The sequence below is a fragment of the Streptomyces sp. NPDC029674 genome, assembly GCF_044903205.1.
Classification (GTDB): domain Bacteria; phylum Actinomycetota; class Actinomycetes; order Streptomycetales; family Streptomycetaceae; genus Streptomyces.
The window spans coordinates 155079-171339 of record NZ_JBJDPY010000008.1 but is presented as its reverse complement, the minus strand read 5'-3'; the positions used below and the strand labels follow the sequence as shown (position 1 = coordinate 171339).

The window sequence follows — 16261 nt, the reverse complement described above, 5'->3', positions numbered from 1 at the left end:
CACGATGCCCGCGGGGCCGCACCGGCAGCGGATGGGTTCGGGTCCGCCCGCGCCCGAGGAACAAGACCCGGAGCGAAGCCCTCGCGCGGCGGAACCGCAGAAGACGTACGACCGGGATGGGAACGGGGCCACGATGCCCGCGGGGCCGCACCGCCAGCGGGTGGGTTCGGGTCCGCCCGCGCCCGAGGAACAAGACCCGGAGCGAAGCCGTCGCGCGGCGGAGCCGCAGAAGGCGCACGACCGGGATGGGAACGGGGCGACGGTGCCGGTGGGGCCGCACCGGCAGCGGGCGGATTCGGGTCCTCCCGCGCCCGAGGAACGAAGCCCTCGCGCGGTGGAGCCGCAGAAGGCGCGCGACCCGAACGCGCACGGGGCCGCGGCGTCGGCCCGGCCGCACCCGCAGCGGACGAACTCCGCCCCTCCCCCGCCCGAAGAGCGCGCCCCGGAGCAGAGCCCTCGCGCGGCGGAGCCGCAGAAGGCGCGGCCGGGAAGGGGTGGGGCCGAGCCGGAAGCGTCCGCCGTTCTCGTTCTCCGGCGTGTCCACGCCGGGTACGACGGCGCCCCCGTCCTCCACGGCGTGGACCTCACCGTTCGCCCGGGTGAGATCGTCGCGCTGCTCGGGCCCAACGGTGCGGGGAAGTCCACCACGTGCCTCGCCGCGGCCGGGCTGCTCGCGCCCACGGAGGGGCACGTGTACGTCGCCGGACGCGACGCCACCCGCGAAGGTGCCGTCCGCCGCTCGCGCGCCGGTGTCGTCCTCGCCCCCGAGGGCCGCGGCATCTTCCCCGCCCTCACCATCGACGAGAACCTGGCCCTGTACCTCAGGGACCGGGACGAGCGCGACGCCGTGTACGAGCGGTTCGCGGGGCTCGCGGCGCGGCGCAAGGTCGTCGCGGGCTCCCTCTCCGGCGGGGAGCAGCAACTCCTCGCGCTCGCCCCGCTGTTGCAGCGCCCGCCGCGAGTACTGATCGCGGACGAGCCGTCGCTCGGCCTCGCGCCCCGCGTGGTGGACGACGTGTTCCGTCTCCTCGCCGAACTCCGGGACGGGGGCGCCGGGTTGCTGCTCGTGGAGGAGAAGGCCGCCGAGGTCCTGGGGGTCGCGGACACGGTGGCGTATCTCGCGCAGGGCCGTGTCTCCTGGTGCGGGCCGCGTTCCGAGGTGCGTGCGGACCGGCTCACGGAGGCGTATCTGGGCATGGCCGCGGGCGGCAGGCCGGCCGAGGGGGCGGGCAGGCCATGAGCGAGTACGTGCTGGAGGCCGAGGGCGTCGACGTCCGCTTCGGCGGGATCCGCGCCCTGGACGGCGTGGGACTCGCCGTCCGCCCGGGCGAGGTCTGCGGTCTCATCGGCCCCAACGGGGCGGGCAAGACGACCCTGTTCGACGTGCTGTCGGGCATGCGCGGGCCCGACCGGGGACGGGTGCTGCTCGACGGCCGGGACGTCACGCGCCGCTCCCCCGTGTGGCGCGCCCGGCACGGGATGCGCCGCACGTTCCAGCGCCAGCAGCTCTTCGGGCAGCTCACCGTCGCAGACAACCTCGTCGTCGCGCAGGAGTGGCGGGGCGGTGGCGGCGGGATCACCGCCGACCTGCTGGCCGCGCCGACCCGGCGTACACGCGAGGCGACACGGCGGGAGCGGGCGGCGGCCGTACTGCGCTCGTGCGGTCTCGACGCGCTCGCCGGGCAGTACGCGGGGGCGCTGCCGGTCGGGCAGGCCCGCATGGTGGAGCTGGCACGCGCGGTCGCGGACCCGCCCAGGGTGCTGCTCCTGGACGAGCCCGCTTCCGGGATGACCGCCGACGAACGCGACCGGCTGTCGGCCGTCGTCCGCCGTCTCGCGCACGAGGAGGGCTGCGCGGTCCTGCTCGTGGAGCACAACGTCGCCTTCGTGATGGAGCTCTGCGCCCGTGTCGTCGTCCTCGACCTGGGCCGCGTCCTCGCGCAGGGCACGGCGGCCGAGGTGCGCGCGGACCCGCGGGTGCGGGACGCCTATCTGGGGTCGACGGGTGCCGAGGGCGGGAGCGGCTCCGGTGGCGCAACGGCCTGAAGCGCGGCGTTCCGGCGGGGGCGCCCTCGGCGGAGGGGCGGCCGGGTCAGCGTGGTCCAGGCGCGCAGCAGCCACTCCAGCGGACCGTAGTGGTACCGGCGCAGCCACCAACGGCTCGCGACGACCTGCGCCGTGAAGAGCGCGAGCGCGATGGCCAGGACGCCGAGGGGCGGTACGTCGCCGACCAGGGCCGCGCCGTAGCCGGTGAACAGCAGGGTGCAGACGGCGGACTGCGTGAGGTAGCCGGTCAGGGTCATGCGGCCCACCGGGGCGAGCAGCGCGGTCAGCCGGCCCGCGGGCCGGCCGCAGGTGAGCCGGAGGACCGTCGCGGCGTAGGCGGCGGCGAGCAGCGGGGCGGTGACGACGTCGATGCCCAGGGCGAGGATCTGGTACGCCCCGCCCGGGTGCTCCAGACTCGCGTGGGCGTACACGACACCGCCGAGCAGCCCCACAGTGAAGCCCGTCCACTGGAGCTTGCGCAGCGTCCCGCGGTGGCGGGCGACGTCCCCGAGCGCCTGCCGCCTGCCCGCCGCGAGCCCGAGCAGGAAGGCCGCCAGGGCGGCCGGGGCCTGGAAGAAGACGAGCAAGGCCAGGACCTCGGGCAGCTGCTCCAGGTGGGCGGCGACCACCGATGCCGGGCCGCCGCGCAGCGCCTCGGCGGCCCGCTCGGCGTCGGCCGCCGCGCCCGGGTCCACCCCGGAGCCGCCCGCCGCGTGGGCGGAGAGCGCGAGCACGACGTACGCGGCGGAGGTGAGGACGAGGAGGGCGACGGCGGTGCGCACGGCGGTACGGGGCCGCAGGCGACGGGCGGCCAGCAGGATCAGGCCGAGTACCGCGTACGTGGTGAGGATGTCCCCGGGAAACAGCAGGACCGCGTGCAGGGCGCCCAGGACGAACAGGCCGGCCAGGCGCCGCAGGAAGCGGGCGGCGAAGCGGGCCCCGTGCCGCTCGGCGGAGGAGAGCTGGAGGGTGAAGCCGTAGCCGAACAGGAACGAGAACAGCAGGAAGAACTTGGCCTCGAAGAACACCGCGACGAACCAGCGGACCGCGCTGTCGAGCGGCGAGGCGAAGCTGGGGTCCTCCAGGCCCGTGCCGTGGTAACTGGAGGCGAGGTAGCCGATGTTGACGATGAGGATGCCAAGGAGCGCGAAGCCGCGCAGGGCGTCGACGTGGGCGAGGCGCCCGCCGGCCGCCCGGGACGGGGGTGTGGTGGTCGTGGTGGTCACTCGGCCCCCTCCCGGTCGGTGAGCCGCTCGACGAACCGGCGCTGGTCGGCGAGGAATCCGGCGGCGTACAGGCGCCGGGGGGCGAAGACGGCGGTGAGGGTGAGGCGCGGCCCGGAGCTTTCGACGGCGTGGTCGACCAGTGAGTGGGTGGCGTCGGGGTAGTGCCGCACCGTCAGCTCGGCGGGCGGCAGGATGCGGCGGTAGGCGGCCTCGGTGTCGGCGACGTCGACGTTGATGTCGTGCCCGGCGAGGACCAGGAGCGTGGGTGTGCCGCGCATGGTGCGCAGGTCCTCGCTCGCGTTGGAGCGGTAGTTCTTGGTGATGAACCGCCAGCGTTCGGCGGTCATGCCGTCGGTGCCGGTGTCGGTATCGGTGCCGGTGTCGGTGTCGGCGACCGCTCTGCGGTACTGCTCGAAGGTCGCACCCTGCCGCAGCAGGCGCAGGGTCGTCTCGCGCCGCCGCAGCGCCGTTCGTGTCTCGTCCCGGGTGGCGCCGTCCCGGCGCAGTTCGGCGAGGAGGTTGTAGCGCCCTTGCTGTTGCCAGTCGACGGCCGGTGAGACCGCGATGACGAACCGGACGGCGCGGTCGCGGGCCGCGACTTTGGGCAGTACCCACCCGGCCTGGCTGGCCCCCCACAGACCGATGCGCCGGTCGTCGATGTCGGGGCGCGCGCGGGCCCAGGCGATGGCGGCGAGGGTGTCGTCCGCGCGGTCGTCCATGCTCTGGTCGAGCCAGTCGCCCTCGGAGGCGCCGACACCGGGCTTGCTCAGGGAGAGCGAGGCGTAGCCCGCCTTGGCGAACGACTCCCACAGCGGCCGGTAGAAGGTGTCGTGCGTGGCGTCGACGGGTCCGTCGCCGTGGACGAAGACCACCAGTCCGTAAGGGCCTTCGCCGTTCTGCGGCCGCGCCAGGACGCCGTCCATCAGCCGGCCGTCGTGGCGCACGGTGATGCGCTCCTCCCGCAGCGCGTAGGTGTTCTGCCAGACCGCGACACCGGCGGCTCCCGCGCCGAGCAGAAGCACGGCGACCAGCGACCACACGAGGACCCGTCGGCGGCGGCGCACGGGCGGCGCCATGAGTCGGCTCATATCTTCCCCCCAAGGAAACTATCACTCTCGATACGTTCGTATTCAGAATGAGCGTAGTAAGGTCGATAGTGCAAGGGGGGTGCCTCGGCGGCGCCTCGCGGAAGGACGCCGGAGGGAAGGAACGCCGATGGAGCCGATGGAGCCGACGACGGAGTCGACAGACGCCTCGATACGGAGGGGCGTGCCCCAGGGCAGCGAGACGCGTGTGGCCGCGCTGTACTGGGAGGCTTTCGGGCGGAAGCTCGGCGCCGCCCTGAACCCGCCGGACAAGGCCCGCGCCTTCCTCGCGGCCCATCTCCACCACGACCGGGGCGTGGTCGCCCTCGTCGACGGCGAGGTGGCGGGAGTGGCCGGCTACCAGCTCGACAAGCGCGGCCTGACGGGAGGCGGCGCGGGCGACGTCCTCTCCACGTACGGAACCTTGCGCGGGCTGCCCCGCCTTGCTCTGCTCGCCCTGCTGGAACGGCGCCCCGCCGACGGCGAACTCGTGATGGACGGCATCGCCGTCGCCCCCGAGCACCGCGGCAAGGGCATCGGCGGCCTCCTGCTGCGCGAGATCGCGGCCGTGGCCGCCGAGCACTCCTGCCGGCGCGTCCGTCTCGACGTCATCGACGTCAACCCGCGCGCCCGCGCCCTGTACGAACGGCACGGATTCACCGCCGTACGCACCGAGAAGACCCCGTACCTGCGCGACCTGATGGGCTTCGGCGCCGTCACGACCATGCGCCGGCCCATCACGCAGGACGCCGCGACCAACCGCCGGGAGGCTCGATGAACACCCCGCCGCCGAACGCCCCGACGGGCCCGCACGCCGACGCGGCCGCCCCCGTGCCCGTCCCCACCCGGCTGCTCGTCCACGCTCTGGTCCGCGAGGACGGCTCCGTCGATTCCGGTGAGCTCTACGCCGTCGCGGGCCTGCTGGGCATGACCGACCAACAGGTCCGCCTCTGCGTCAAGCGGCTCGTCGCCGAGGGCCGCTTCACCCACGAAGGCCGCGGCCGCAAGGCCCGGTTGCAGGCGGTCGCCGACTTCACCGGCTCGATCACCCCCAACGTCGCCTACGTCCGCCACGCCTACCGCCAGGACCACGGCCTTGCCGCCTGGGACGGCGTCTGGCACCTCTTCGCCTTCGCCGTCCCCGAGTCGAACAGAGCCTCCCGCGACACGCTCCGCGACACCCTGCGCCACCTAGGCGCCGCCCCCGTCCAGAGCGGCCTCTACGTCAGCGCGAACCCCATCGAAGAGCTGGTCGAGGCCCAGGTCCGCCACCTCGGCGTCGGCGACGCGGTCACCTGCCTCACCAGCACCGACCTGCGCGTCGGAGGCGTCGGGCACCCGCCCGCCCTGGCCGCCGCCCTCTGGCCCCTGGACGACATCGCCGCTCGCCACGACGGCCTCGCCGGCCTCGCCCAAGCCTGCCTCGACCGGCTCGCGCAGCCGGAGGGCCCCGCCGGGCCCGAGCGGCTGGCCATGGCCGTCCGGCTCGCCGCGGCCTTCACCCACGCCATGGAACCGGACCCCCTCCTGCCCCCCGAGCTCCTGCCCCGGCCCTGGCCCGGGACGCACGCCCGCCGGCTCGCGGCCGCCTGCTGGACCGCACTCGCCGAGGCCGACACCGACGCCCCTGCCGGGACCCCCGTCCCGCGCCTGTTCGTCCAGTACGAGGAGCTGCTCGCCTCCGTCCCCGACGGCCTCACCTGACACACTGCGACGCGGTCACCGGGTCGCCTGACCGTCGGCGGTGTGGGTGCGGTACTCGTAGCGGGGCGGTGCCTTCGCGGGGGCGCTCGCCCGGTCCACCAGGGCGCGGACCGTCGCGTGGTCCGGCGAGCGGTGGCAGGCGGGGTCGGTCCGGGCGGCGTCGCCGGTCAGGGCGTATGCCTGGCAGCGGCAGCCGCCGAAGTCGACGGTACGGAGGTCGCAGCCGCGGCACGGGTCACCCATCCAGGCCTCGCCGCGGTAGCGGTTGAACGCGTCCGACTCCCGCCAGATCCAGGCCAGTTCGCGGTCCCTCACGTTGGGTGCGGCCGGGCCGAGCAGTTCGGCGGCCGCCGGGCACGGCAGCACCGTGCCGTCGGGGGCGACGGTCAGCGAGAGGGCGCCCCAGCCGCCCATGCAGGGCTTCGCGGTGCCGTCGACGTAGTCCGGGGCGACCCACACCAGCTCCATGCGTCCCGCCAGCCGCTCCCGCCACCGCTCGACCCGGTCGCGGGCCCGCGCCACCCGGTCGCGGTCCGGCAGCAGGGCGTCGCGGTTGCGCAGCGCCCAGCCGTAGAACTGGGTGTTGGCCAGCTCGACGCGGTCGGCGCCCCAGGCCAGGCCGAGCTCCACGAGGGAGTCGAGCGCGTCGAGGTTGGCGCGGTGCAGCACGGCGTTGAGGCCGAGCGGCAGCCCGGCCCGCCCGACGAGCCGCGCCGCCCGCTCCTTCGCGGTGAACACCCGCGCTCCCGCGATGTGTTGAGCGGCCGACGGGTCGGCGTGCTGCACGGACAGCTGGACGCTGCGCAGTCCGGCGTCGACGAGCCCTTCGAGGCGCTCGCGGTGCAGGCCGACGCCGCTGGTCACGAGCTGCGTGTGGATACCGGCGCCGTCCGCCGCGGCCACGATCTCGGCGAGGTCCCGGCGCAGCAGTGGCTCGCCGCCGGACAGATGGGTCTGCACCACCCCGAGGCCGGCGGCCTGGCGCAGCACGGAGGCCCACTCCGCGGCCGTCAACTCGGCCGAGCGCGACACGAGTTCCATCGGATTGGAGCAGTAGGCGCAGCGCAGTGGGCAGCCGTGGGTGAGTTCGGCGAGGAGCGCCCAGGGCGGATCGGGGCGGCTTTCGGGGCGGGCCGGCATCGGGACACACGCCCCTTCGCCGGACGTCACCTCAACCACCCTTCCGCCCACAACTCCCCCAAGAACTTCGGTACTTCCTCGGCGACGGGGGCGCCCGGATGCCGCTCCGACAATTCAGCGACGATGCCCGCGACGTCTCGTTCACCGTCGCACAGGCCCACGATGCTTCCGGCGGCTCCGCGCAGCACGACGACTCGTTCGGGCAGCACCAGCAGGTCGACGCCGCGCACCCGGTCGTGCCGGAGCAGCACCGAGCGGATGAGCACGGGGCGCCAGACCTCGCGTACGACATCCTGGGCGGTCACCGTTCACCCCCGGCGCCCCGGTCGACGGCGTCGAGGAGCGACCACAGCACGTCGCACTTGAACGCGAGGGCGGCGACGGCCCGTTCCTGTTCCTCGCGGGTGCGCGCCCAGGCCAGGACGAGGGCGAGCGCCTCTTGGCCGTCGCGGCCGCCCTGCCCGACGCGCGTACGGAAGTAGTCGAGCCCCGCCCTGTCGAGCCACGGATAGTGCTTCTCGAAGGCGGCGATCCTGGTGCGCATCAGGTCCGGCGCGGACAGCTCGGTGAGCGAGGCGGCGACGGCGTCGAGTGCGGGGCTGAGCCGGCAGAAGTTGACGTATCCGTCGACGGCGAGCCGCACGCCCGGCAACACGCGTGAGGCGTCCGTGAGTTGCCCCCTGTCGAGCCCGGCCGCCTCGCCGAGCCGCAGCCAGCGCTCGATGCCGCCTTCGCCGTCCCGTTCCCCGTCGTGGTCGCGGATCCTGCGCAGCCAGCCGCGGCGCAGCGCGGGATCGTCGAACTTGGCGAGGATCAGGGCGTCCTTGACGGGGATGTGCCGCTGGTAGTGGAACCGGTTGGCGATCCAGCGGCGCACCTCTTCCGGGGTGAGGGCGCCTTCGTGCATGCGTACGTTGAAGGGGTGCCGGTCGTGGTAGCGCTCGGCGGAGACGGCACGCAGCCGGCCGGTGAGTTCCTCGGGAGTCCAGGGCGGCGCGACCTCCACGGAGGCCGTTGCGGTGCTTGTGGTCGTCGCGCTCACAGCTCAATCACCATCCCGTCGGCGGCGACCTCGATGCCCCGCTCCGCGAGGAACTTGTGCTGTTCGGCGTGCGGGTCACCGAGGGGGTTGGTGTTGTTGAGGTGGGTGTAGAGGACGCGACCGGGCAGCCGCGCAAGGCGGTGGGCCGTGCCGGCGGGTCCGGCGATAGGCAGGTGCCCCATGGCGGTGGCGGTGCGAGCGGTGAATCCGGCGCGCACGGGTTCGTCCTCGTCCCAGAACGTGCCGTCGACGATGACGCAGTCCGCCGTACGGGCAGCTTCGTCGAAGGCGTCGCTCCAGACGGCGAGGGAGGGGGCGTAGAGGAGGGTGCGGCCGGTGGCGGGTTCGGTGAGGCGCAGGGCGACGGACCAGGGGGCGGGGTCGGGGGCGGGGCCGGGGCCGGGACCCGGACCGGGACTGGAGCCGGGGCCGGGGCTGAGACCCGGACCGAGGCCGGAACCCGAACCGAGGCCAGAACCCGAACCGAGGCCGGAACCGGGACCATGCCCCGGACCGGGGCCGGAACCGGGGCCGGAACCCGGACCGAGGCCGGGACCGGCGCCCGGACCGAGGCCGGAACCCGAACCCGGACCGAAGCCGGAACCGGTGCCGGAACCAGTGCCGGGACCGGTGACGGCGTACCGCGGGCGCTTGGCCGAGAGTGGTACCGCGCCGGCGTGGATTCCGGAGCCGTCGCCGTTCAGCGGCACGGCGCGCCCCCGCGGCAGCTCCCGCCACCGTACGTGCGTGTAGGGCTCCAGAAGGGCGTCGAGGCGCAGCCCCTCGCGCACGGCGTCGCGTACGGGAGCGGTCGCCAGGACCTCCACGCCGTCGCGCGCCTCACGCAACCGGGCGAGGCCCAGCGTGTGGTCGAGCTCGGCGTCGGTGAGGACGACCCCGGCGACGGGGGTGCGCCGCGCGTCGCCTCCCGCGCCGGGGCGCAGCGCCGGGACGCTCTCGATCTGGTCGCCGATGTCGGGGGTGGCGTTGACGAGGTACCAGCGGTCCTCAGAGCCTGTGTGGACGGCGAGCGCGGCGTGCCGGCGGCGGCGTTCCGGGTGGGCGCGTGCCCCGGCGCACCCGGGACACGCGCAGTTCCACTGGGGCAGCCCGCCGCCCGCGGCGGTGCCGAGCACCTGCAGCAGCATGGCGGCGGGCCTACCGCTCTGCGAGTCGGTAGGCGGTGACTTCGAGGGCGGTGTCGACGACCGCGTACTCGGGGGTCCGCCAGCCCGTGCCGTCGGCGGCGGCGTCAGCGGCGGCCCCGCGCGCCGGCTCGCGGGCGGGCTTCTCCTGGTCGGTGCTGTGGTGCATGACGCTGCCTTTCCCGAAGAGGTGGAGTGTCAGGAACAAACCACAGGGACGCGGAACAGCCCATGTGCTTGTAGCGTTCATATAGGTGTCCCGTGTTCAGCGGATCCGGCCGTGCAGGAATGCGGCAGAGCCGTTGATCGTTGACCATGGGAGCAACAACCGACGACTTAAGGATCGAAAGCTCGTGAGCAAGGTTCCCCCGATCACCCTCAACAACGGCGTCGAGATGCCCCAGCTCGGTTTCGGCGTCTGGCAGGTTCCGGACGACGAGGCCGAGACGGCTGTCGCGACGGCGCTGGAGGCCGGGTACCGCAGCATCGACACCGCGGCCGTCTACGGCAACGAAGAAGGCACGGGCAAGGCGATCGCCGCTTCCGGCGTGGCCCGTGAGGAACTGTTCGTCACGACGAAGCTCTGGAACGCCGACCAGGGCCACGACGCGACGCTGCGCGCCTTCGACTCCTCGCTGGAGAAGCTGGGTCTCGACTACGTGGACCTGTACCTGATCCACTGGCCGCTGCCCTCCAAGGACGCGTACGTCGACACGTACAAGGCCTTCGAGAAGATCCACGCCGACGGCCGCGCCAAGTCCATCGGCGTCTCGAACTTCCTGCCCGAACACCTGGAGCGGCTCATCGGCGAGACGTCGATCATCCCCGCCGTCAACCAGATCGAGCTGCACCCGCACCTCCAGCAGCGCGCCTCCCGCGAGTACCACGCGGAGCAGGGCATCGCCACCGAGGCCTGGTCGCCGCTCGGCCAGGGCAAGGGACTCCTGGAGGTCCCGGCGATCGTCGCCATCGCGCGCAAGCACGGGCGCACGCCCGCGCAGATCGTGCTGCGCTGGCACGTCCAGCTGGGCAACGTCGTGATCCCCAAGTCCGTGACGCCGTCGCGCATCAAGGAGAACATCGACGTGTACGGCTTCGAGCTCGACCCCGAGGACATGGCGGCGATCTCCGCCCTGAACGAGGACCGGCGGCTCGGCCCGGACCCGGCGACGTTCGACGTGGTCTGAGACCGCACGCCCGCTGTTCGCCCTACGCGTCCCGTCCCGGACCGCCCTCCGGCGGGACGGGACGCGACCAGGTCAGCTTGACGGTCAGATGCCCCTCCGCCGCCGTCTTGGCGATGACGGCGCCCGCCGCGGCGCTGAGCTTGACGCCGAACTCCAGCTCGATCGTCTCGGGGTCGAGTGCCCGGTCCCGGAAGGTCCGCAGGGCGGACATCGCGGCGCCCCGCACATTGTTCAGCGCCGACTCGAAGCGCCCCTCGACCTCGTGGATCTCACCGCTCTCGCCGCGCCGCGACACGGACCTGAACCCGGGATCCCGCGTGTCCACCTCGACGACGACGGGCCCCTCGTCGGACTCCCACCGCACCAGTTCGTTCACGGGTGTCCCCCTCGCTCGCTCCACCGGCCCCCGGCGCCCGGCGCTTCCCCGAAGGTACGCCAACCGGCCTTGCGAGGCAGCCCAGTTGGCCTCTCGTCACCCTTACGCGTCCTTGACCGCCACATGCACCGTCTGCGTCGTCAGCAGGAACAGGTCGGGGCGCCGGTGCAGGCTCTGCGGGTCGGACGGGTCGAGGAGGCGGTCGAAGGTGGCGGCGTCGTCGGGGGTGAGGCGTTCCGCCTGCATCTCGCGGCGGCGGGTGAACTCCTGCACCACGTGGGCGCGGGCGTCCTCCGAGAGGGGGGCGGGCAGGTCGAGGAGGAAGCTGCGGGTGGCCTCGTACCGCAGGCCGGCGGCGGTGAGGAGGGCCGGCCAGTCCTCCGTCGCCGCCTTCGAACCGTCGAGCCCCTCGCGCATCCCGGCGAACCACTCCTCGTCGGCCGCCTCAAGGCGGGAGAGGAGTCCGGGGCGGCCGAAGCCGATGTCGCGGGGCAGGTAGCGGGCGCTGAGGCCGCCCTCCAGGAGGGCGACGGCGCCGGCGGGGGCGAGGTGGCCGGCGAGTGCGGAGAGGGCGGCGCCCTGGTCACCGACGTGGTGCAGGGACCTGCACAGCCACAGGAGGTCCGCCGCCTGAGGCACGTCGTCGATGGCGTCGGGGAGCGCCGCGCGCACCGTCTCGAAGCGGTCGGTGAGGCCTTCGGCCGCGGCGCGGTCGCGGGCCCGCTCGAGGAGGGCCTCCTCGGGGTCGGCCGCGACGATCCGCGCCTTGGGGAACGCCTCGGCCAGCAGGAAGGAGACCGCGCCCGGGCCGCTGCCGACGTCGACGACGACGCCCGGCTCCGGCACCCAGCGGGTGAGCCAGGACGCCACCTCGCCGTACATCGGCGCGGCGACGCGGGCGTAGCGTTCCAGCATGACGCCCATGGCGGCCCAGTCCATGTCGCCGTCGTGGTCGTGCCCGTGCCCGTGGCCGGGACCGTGTCCGTGGCCTCCGCCGTGCCCGTGGTGATGCCCCATCGTGTTGTGCCGCCTTCCGGTTCGGGCCCTCGTGGGCCCTCGTGCGTGGACAGGACCAGCCTGCTCCCGCTTCCCGGTTTCCGGCGAGCGATGTTGCCGCTATCGCAAAAACTCAGCGTCGCCTACGGTACGCCCGCAGGGTGAACCGGGGGTCGGGCCGCGGGACCTCCTGGTCCGGGAGCTCCGCGAGCCGGGCGGCGAGCTCCGCGGCCAGCGGTCCGTCGGGCGGGATCCGGGTGAACCAGCCGCGCCGCAGGTCGTCGACCGTGGAGCGGGGCGTGCGGCCCTGGCCGTGGCCGCGGAACCGCGCCTGTCCTGCCGGTGCCAGACCGTGCTCGGCGGCGTACGCGTCGACGGCCTGGACCCGGTCGACCGCGAGCCGCACCGGGCGCGGCGCGAGCACGGCGTCGATGTCGCTGCGCACGTCGTGCGAGGCGGCCTTGTCCACGGTGGTGACGTAGACCCCGCCCGGCCGCAGCACCCGCGCGCACTCGGCGACGACCGACGACGTCTCCTCCGGCCCGGAGAGGAGGTGCAGCAGCCATACGGTGCTGACGGCATCGAACGCGCCGTCGGGGAAAGGGAGTTGGCGGCTGTCGCCGAGCACGATGGCGCCCGGCACCCGGCCCGCGGCCATCCGGGCCATGCGGTACGCGGCGTCGACCCCGGTCACCCGCAGCCCGGGCCGCCCGGCGAGGCGCCGGGTGACCAGGCCGGTTCCGCAGGCGACGTCGAGAAGCGTGCGGGTGTCGGCGGGCAGCAGGCCGAGGACCGCCTCGGCGGCGGCAGCGGCGCGGGGCTCGCCGCCGCGCGAGGCGTCGTACCGGTCGGCCTCCTTGCCGTAGTCCAGCACGGCCCGTCAGCCCGCCCCGTGCGCGGGCGCCAAGTCCTGGACCCGGCGGGCCAGTCGGAAGTCGAGGTCGGTGATCGCGCCGCCCGCGCTGTGCGTGTTCACGGCGAGCGTGACGGTGTTGTAGCCGAGGGTCAGGTCGGAGTGGTGGCCGAGCTCTTCCTGCGTCCGCGCGATGTGGACGACGAGGCCGGCCGCCGCGAAGTGCGAGCCGAGCCGGTAGGAGCGGGTGAGCCTGTCACCGTCCACGGACCAGCCGGGCAGCTCGGCCAGGCGGTCCTCGATCTCCTTCTGCGAGAGCGGTTCGGGGGTCATGGGCCACGCTCCTTCCGGGAAGTCGGTCTTCGGCTCACCCTGCCACAAATTGTTTCGATTACCTTCTACGTATGACAACCGCCGCGCCCGGCAAGGGGAGCACCAGAGGCAAGGCCAAGGGGACCGCCGGCAACACGAGCGGGACCGCCACCGGAGTGGGTCCGCTGCTGCGGGGCTGGCGCGAGCGGCGCCGGGTGAGCCAGCTGGAGCTGGCCCTGCGCGCCGACTCCTCCGCGCGGCACATCAGCTTCGTCGAGACGGGCAGGTCGCGCCCGAGCGAGGAGTTCCTGCTGCGCATCGCCGACCACCTCGACGTGCCGGTGCGGGACCGCAACTCCCTGCTGCTCGCGGCCGGTTACGCACCCCGTTTCCGTGAGACGCCGCTGGACGACCCGGCCATGGGCACGCTGCGCGAGGGCCTCGAACAGCTGCTTGCCGGCTACGAGCCCTATCCGGCCCTGGTCGTCGACGCGGCGTACGACGTCGTCGCGGCGAACCGGGGCATCACGATGATGCTCGACGGCATCCCCGGGCATCTGCTGGCGCCGCCCCTGAACGCGATGCGGCTGACGCTCCACCCGGAGGGCCTGGCGCCGCGGATCCGCAACCTGCGGGAGTGGCGGGGGCACCTGCTGCACCAGATGGAGCGGCAGATCGCGCTGCAGCGCTCGGACGCGCTGCGGGCCGTGTACGAGGAGGTGGCCGCGTATCCGGTGGCGGATCCCGGGGTGGACGCCTTCGAGGCGGGGACGGAGGTGCCGTACTTCGCGCTGCCGCTGCGGATCGAGCACGACGGGCACGTGCTGTCCTTCATCTCGTCGATCTCGACGTTCAACACCCCGATGGACGTGACGGTCGCCGAGCTGGCCATCGAGACGCTGCTCCCGGCCGACCCGGCGACGTCCAAGTACCTGCAGAACCACATGTCCTAGACGCTCGCCTCTCAGGCCGTCAGCCTTTGAGCGTCCGCAGCGTCGCGTACTGCAGCGCGGCGAAGCCGCCGACGGTCGCGGCCTGGAGCGGGATCCAGACCGCTCCTGCCGTGCTGGGCGAGAGCCAGGCGACGAGGGCGACGACGCTCGCCACCGCCCAGACGGCGTTCGCCTCGACGACCGCCCGCACGGCGGGCGTCGGCGGGCGCTTGCGCGAGGCGAGGAAGCCGACGCCCGCGCCGAACAGGGCGAGGAAGACGCCGAGGCCCAGCAGCAGCCCGGAGTCGACGCCGAGGAAGCGTCCCAGGGGGCCCGAGGCGGCGGCGTACGCGATGCCGTTGCCGGCGGTCACGACCGCGTCCAGGCCGAGGAAGCGGCGCAGCATCGTCGTCGGGTCGGTGGTGCGGGCGAGCGCGGCGAGCGGGTACGTGGTTGTGGTCATGGCCATGACGGAATGCCTTCCAGTGAGGGACGGTTTCGGGGAACGGTTTCGGGTGCCGGGTCCGGTCCGGAGTGCGCCGGACCGGACCCGGTGACATCACTCTGTCGCGCCCGCGCCGACCGGTCGATTACGTCGCAGGTAATGCCGCGCGGGCCGCCCGGCAACCCGTACGGCCGCCGCCGACGGGTGCGGCTCCGGTCCCGCCCCTACGTTCGGTGGCAGGCACACCCAGGGAGCTTCACGGTGACAGAGACGACCGAGCCCGCTGCCGCCCTGCTGCGGGCGGGACGGTTCTTCCGGCGCGGCGAAGCCGCCCGCGACCTGCACAGCGTGCGGCTGACCGGCGGCCGGGACGCGGACGCCTTCTACCGGGACCGGTGGAGCCACGACAAGGTCGTGAACTCCACGCACGGCGTGAACTGCACCGGCTCCTGCCGCTGGAAGGTGTACGTCAAGGACGGCATCATCACCTGGGAGACGCAGGCCACCGACTATCCGAGCGTGGGCCCCGACCGCCCCGAGTACGAGCCGCGCGGCTGCCCGCGGGGCGCCGCGTTCTCCTGGTACACGTACTCCCCCACGCGCGTGCGCTACCCGTACCTGCGCGGCGTCCTCCTGGAGATGTACCGGGAGGCGAAGGCGCGCCTGGGTGACCCGGTGCTCGCGTGGGCGGACATCCAGGGCGACCCGGAGCGCCGCCGGACGTACCAACAGGCGCGCGGCAAGGGCGGGTTGGTGCGGGCGGCCTGGGACGAGGCGGTCGAAATCATCGCGGCGGCGCACGTGCACACCATCAAGACGTACGGCCCCGACCGCGTCGCGGGCTTCTCGCCCATCCCCGCGATGTCGATGGTGTCGCACGCGGCCGGCGCCCGCTTCATGAGCCTCATCGGCGCGCCGATGCTCTCCTTCTACGACTGGTACGCGGACCTGCCGGTCGCCTCGCCGCAGGTCTTCGGCGACCAGACCGGCAGGAGATGGCGCACCTCGCCGCCGAGCACGAGGGCAAGCGCGTCACGTACGCCGACACCCAGGCCGCACCCGTGCCGGTGATCACCTCGCCGGAGTGGAGCGGCAGCGAGGCGGGCGGGCGCAGGTACACGGCGTTCACGCTCAACACCGAGCACCTGAAGCCGTGGCACACGCTCACCGGGCGCCAGCACTTCTTCATCGACCACGACTGGATGCACGAGCTGGGCGAGGCGATGCCCGTCTACCGGCCGCCGCTGGACATGAACCGCCTCTTCGGAGAGCCACGCCTCGGCCCGGACGGCGAGCGCGAGGTGACGGTGCGTTACCTGACTCCGCACAACAAGTGGTCGATCCACTCCGAGTACCAGGACAACCTGTTCATGCTGTCGCTCTCGCGCGGCGGCCAGTGCGTGTGGATGGCGCCGCAGGACGCGGACGCCATCGGTGTGAAAGACAACGACTGGATCGAGGCGGTGAACCGGAACGGCGTGGTGGTGGCGCGCGCCATCGTCTCCCACCGCATGCCGGCGGGCACGGTCTACATGCACCACGCGCAGGAACGCACGGTGAACGTCCCCAAGGCGGAGACGACCGGCAGGCGCGGCGGCATCCACAACTCGCTGACCCGCCTCATCCTCAAGCCGTCCCATCTCATCGGCGGCTACGCGCAGTTGTCCTGGGCGTTCAATTACCTGGGCCCTACGGGCAACCAGCGCGACGAGGTGACGGTCATCCGCCGCCGCTCGCAGAAGGTGGAGTACTGAGATGCCCCGTGCCGAAGG

At 73.5% G+C, this 16261-nt stretch carries 18 protein-coding genes and 1 pseudogene; 7 read left to right on the top strand and 12 right to left on the bottom strand.

From position 1 onward, the window contains the following. Positions 1-334: 334 nt before the first annotated feature. Together ACI2L3_RS20855 and ACI2L3_RS20850 are read left to right on the top strand one after the other, a co-directional pair. A complete protein-coding gene (locus tag ACI2L3_RS20855) occupies positions 335-1240 on the top strand; it encodes an ABC transporter ATP-binding protein (protein WP_404753842.1) in 906 nt (301 codons plus the stop codon). Beyond that, positions 1237-2046, top strand: coding sequence for an ABC transporter ATP-binding protein (locus tag ACI2L3_RS20850; protein ID WP_404753841.1), 810 nt, complete (start codon positions 1237-1239; stop codon positions 2044-2046). The genes ACI2L3_RS20855 and ACI2L3_RS20850 overlap by 4 nt, the downstream gene beginning before the upstream one ends. Here ACI2L3_RS20850 and ACI2L3_RS20845 read toward each other — a convergent pair. Together ACI2L3_RS20845 and ACI2L3_RS20840 are read right to left on the bottom strand one after the other, a co-directional pair. Then, entirely contained in the window at positions 1989-3272 is a 1284-nt protein-coding gene (locus tag ACI2L3_RS20845) for a DUF418 domain-containing protein (protein WP_404753840.1), read from the bottom strand. The genes ACI2L3_RS20850 and ACI2L3_RS20845 overlap by 58 nt on opposite strands. Further along, entirely contained in the window at positions 3269-4360 is a 1092-nt protein-coding gene (locus ACI2L3_RS20840) for an alpha/beta hydrolase family protein (protein ID WP_404753839.1), read from the bottom strand. The genes ACI2L3_RS20845 and ACI2L3_RS20840 overlap by 4 nt, the downstream gene beginning before the upstream one ends. 136 nt (positions 4361-4496) lie before the next feature. Between ACI2L3_RS20840 and ACI2L3_RS20835 the strand changes: the two genes are divergently transcribed. Further along, positions 4497-5135, top strand: coding sequence for a GNAT family N-acetyltransferase (locus ACI2L3_RS20835; protein WP_404754038.1), 639 nt, complete (start codon positions 4497-4499; stop codon positions 5133-5135). Further along, positions 5132-6061, top strand: a complete 930-nt coding sequence (locus ACI2L3_RS20830; protein ID WP_404753838.1) for a PaaX family transcriptional regulator C-terminal domain-containing protein — start codon at positions 5132-5134, stop codon at positions 6059-6061. The genes ACI2L3_RS20835 and ACI2L3_RS20830 overlap by 4 nt, the downstream gene beginning before the upstream one ends. Positions 6062-6076: 15 nt before the next feature. Here the strand turns inward: ACI2L3_RS20830 and pqqE are convergent, their stop codons facing one another. The 5 genes from pqqE to pqqA are packed head-to-tail and all read right to left on the bottom strand — an operon-like array spanning position 6077 to position 9557. Further along, positions 6077-7201, bottom strand: coding sequence for a pyrroloquinoline quinone biosynthesis protein PqqE (gene pqqE, locus ACI2L3_RS20825; protein WP_404754037.1), 1125 nt, complete (start codon positions 7199-7201; stop codon positions 6077-6079). A gap of 26 nt (positions 7202-7227) precedes the next feature. Further along, positions 7228-7506 (bottom strand): pyrroloquinoline quinone biosynthesis peptide chaperone PqqD, encoded by a 279-nt coding sequence (gene pqqD / locus ACI2L3_RS20820; protein WP_404753837.1) that lies wholly within the window; start codon positions 7504-7506, stop codon positions 7228-7230. Continuing rightward, complete coding sequence (gene pqqC, locus ACI2L3_RS20815; protein ID WP_404754036.1) at positions 7503-8207, bottom strand: pyrroloquinoline-quinone synthase PqqC; 705 nt, start codon at positions 8205-8207, stop codon at positions 7503-7505. Before pqqC ends, pqqD begins: the two co-directional genes overlap by 4 nt. Before the next feature lie 32 nt (positions 8208-8239). Then, positions 8240-9391 carry an MBL fold metallo-hydrolase gene (locus tag ACI2L3_RS20810; protein WP_404753836.1) on the bottom strand — a complete coding sequence of 384 codons (1152 nt, stop codon included), beginning with the start codon at positions 9389-9391 and terminating at the stop codon, positions 8240-8242. A gap of 10 nt (positions 9392-9401) precedes the next feature. Beyond that, the gene (pqqA, locus tag ACI2L3_RS20805; protein ID WP_404753835.1) at positions 9402-9557 is read right to left on the bottom strand and encodes a pyrroloquinoline quinone precursor peptide PqqA; all 156 of its coding nucleotides are present in this window, start codon (positions 9555-9557) and stop codon (positions 9402-9404) included. Positions 9558-9783: 226 nt separating this feature from the next. On the opposite strand from pqqA, the gene ACI2L3_RS20800 reads away from it, so the two are divergent. Continuing rightward, positions 9784-10575, top strand: coding sequence for an aldo/keto reductase (locus tag ACI2L3_RS20800; protein WP_404754035.1), 792 nt, complete (start codon positions 9784-9786; stop codon positions 10573-10575). A gap of 22 nt (positions 10576-10597) precedes the next feature. Here the strand turns inward: ACI2L3_RS20800 and ACI2L3_RS20795 are convergent, their stop codons facing one another. The 4 genes from ACI2L3_RS20795 to ACI2L3_RS20780 all read right to left on the bottom strand — a co-directional run bounded on the left by ACI2L3_RS20795 (position 10598) and on the right by ACI2L3_RS20780 (position 13133). Then, complete coding sequence (locus tag ACI2L3_RS20795; RefSeq protein WP_404753834.1) at positions 10598-10951, bottom strand: CU044_2847 family protein; 354 nt, start codon at positions 10949-10951, stop codon at positions 10598-10600. A gap of 102 nt (positions 10952-11053) precedes the next feature. Then, positions 11054-11968, bottom strand: a complete 915-nt coding sequence (locus ACI2L3_RS20790; RefSeq protein WP_404753833.1) for a class I SAM-dependent methyltransferase — start codon at positions 11966-11968, stop codon at positions 11054-11056. Positions 11969-12080: 112 nt separating this feature from the next. Beyond that, positions 12081-12821: a class I SAM-dependent methyltransferase gene (locus tag ACI2L3_RS20785; protein ID WP_404753832.1), complete on the bottom strand. Its 741-nt coding sequence runs from the start codon at positions 12819-12821 to the stop codon at positions 12081-12083. Between the two features lie 6 nt (positions 12822-12827). After that, on the bottom strand, positions 12828-13133 hold the full coding sequence (locus tag ACI2L3_RS20780) for a 4a-hydroxytetrahydrobiopterin dehydratase (protein ID WP_404753831.1): 306 nt from the start codon (positions 13131-13133) through the stop codon (positions 12828-12830). Positions 13134-13204: 71 nt separating this feature from the next. Between ACI2L3_RS20780 and ACI2L3_RS20775 the strand changes: the two genes are divergently transcribed. Further along, on the top strand, positions 13205-14065 hold the full coding sequence (locus ACI2L3_RS20775; protein ID WP_404753830.1) for a helix-turn-helix domain-containing protein: 861 nt from the start codon (positions 13205-13207) through the stop codon (positions 14063-14065). A 19-nt stretch (positions 14066-14084) separates the two neighbouring features. Here ACI2L3_RS20775 and ACI2L3_RS20770 read toward each other — a convergent pair whose 3' ends face one another. Further along, positions 14085-14507 carry a hypothetical protein gene (locus ACI2L3_RS20770; RefSeq protein ID WP_404753829.1) on the bottom strand — a complete coding sequence of 141 codons (423 nt, stop codon included), beginning with the start codon at positions 14505-14507 and terminating at the stop codon, positions 14085-14087. A gap of 243 nt (positions 14508-14750) precedes the next feature. Here ACI2L3_RS20770 and ACI2L3_RS20765 point away from each other — a divergent pair. After that, positions 14751-16243, top strand: a pseudogene (locus ACI2L3_RS20765) (molybdopterin dinucleotide binding domain-containing protein). Positions 16244-16261: the final 18 nt, after the last annotated feature.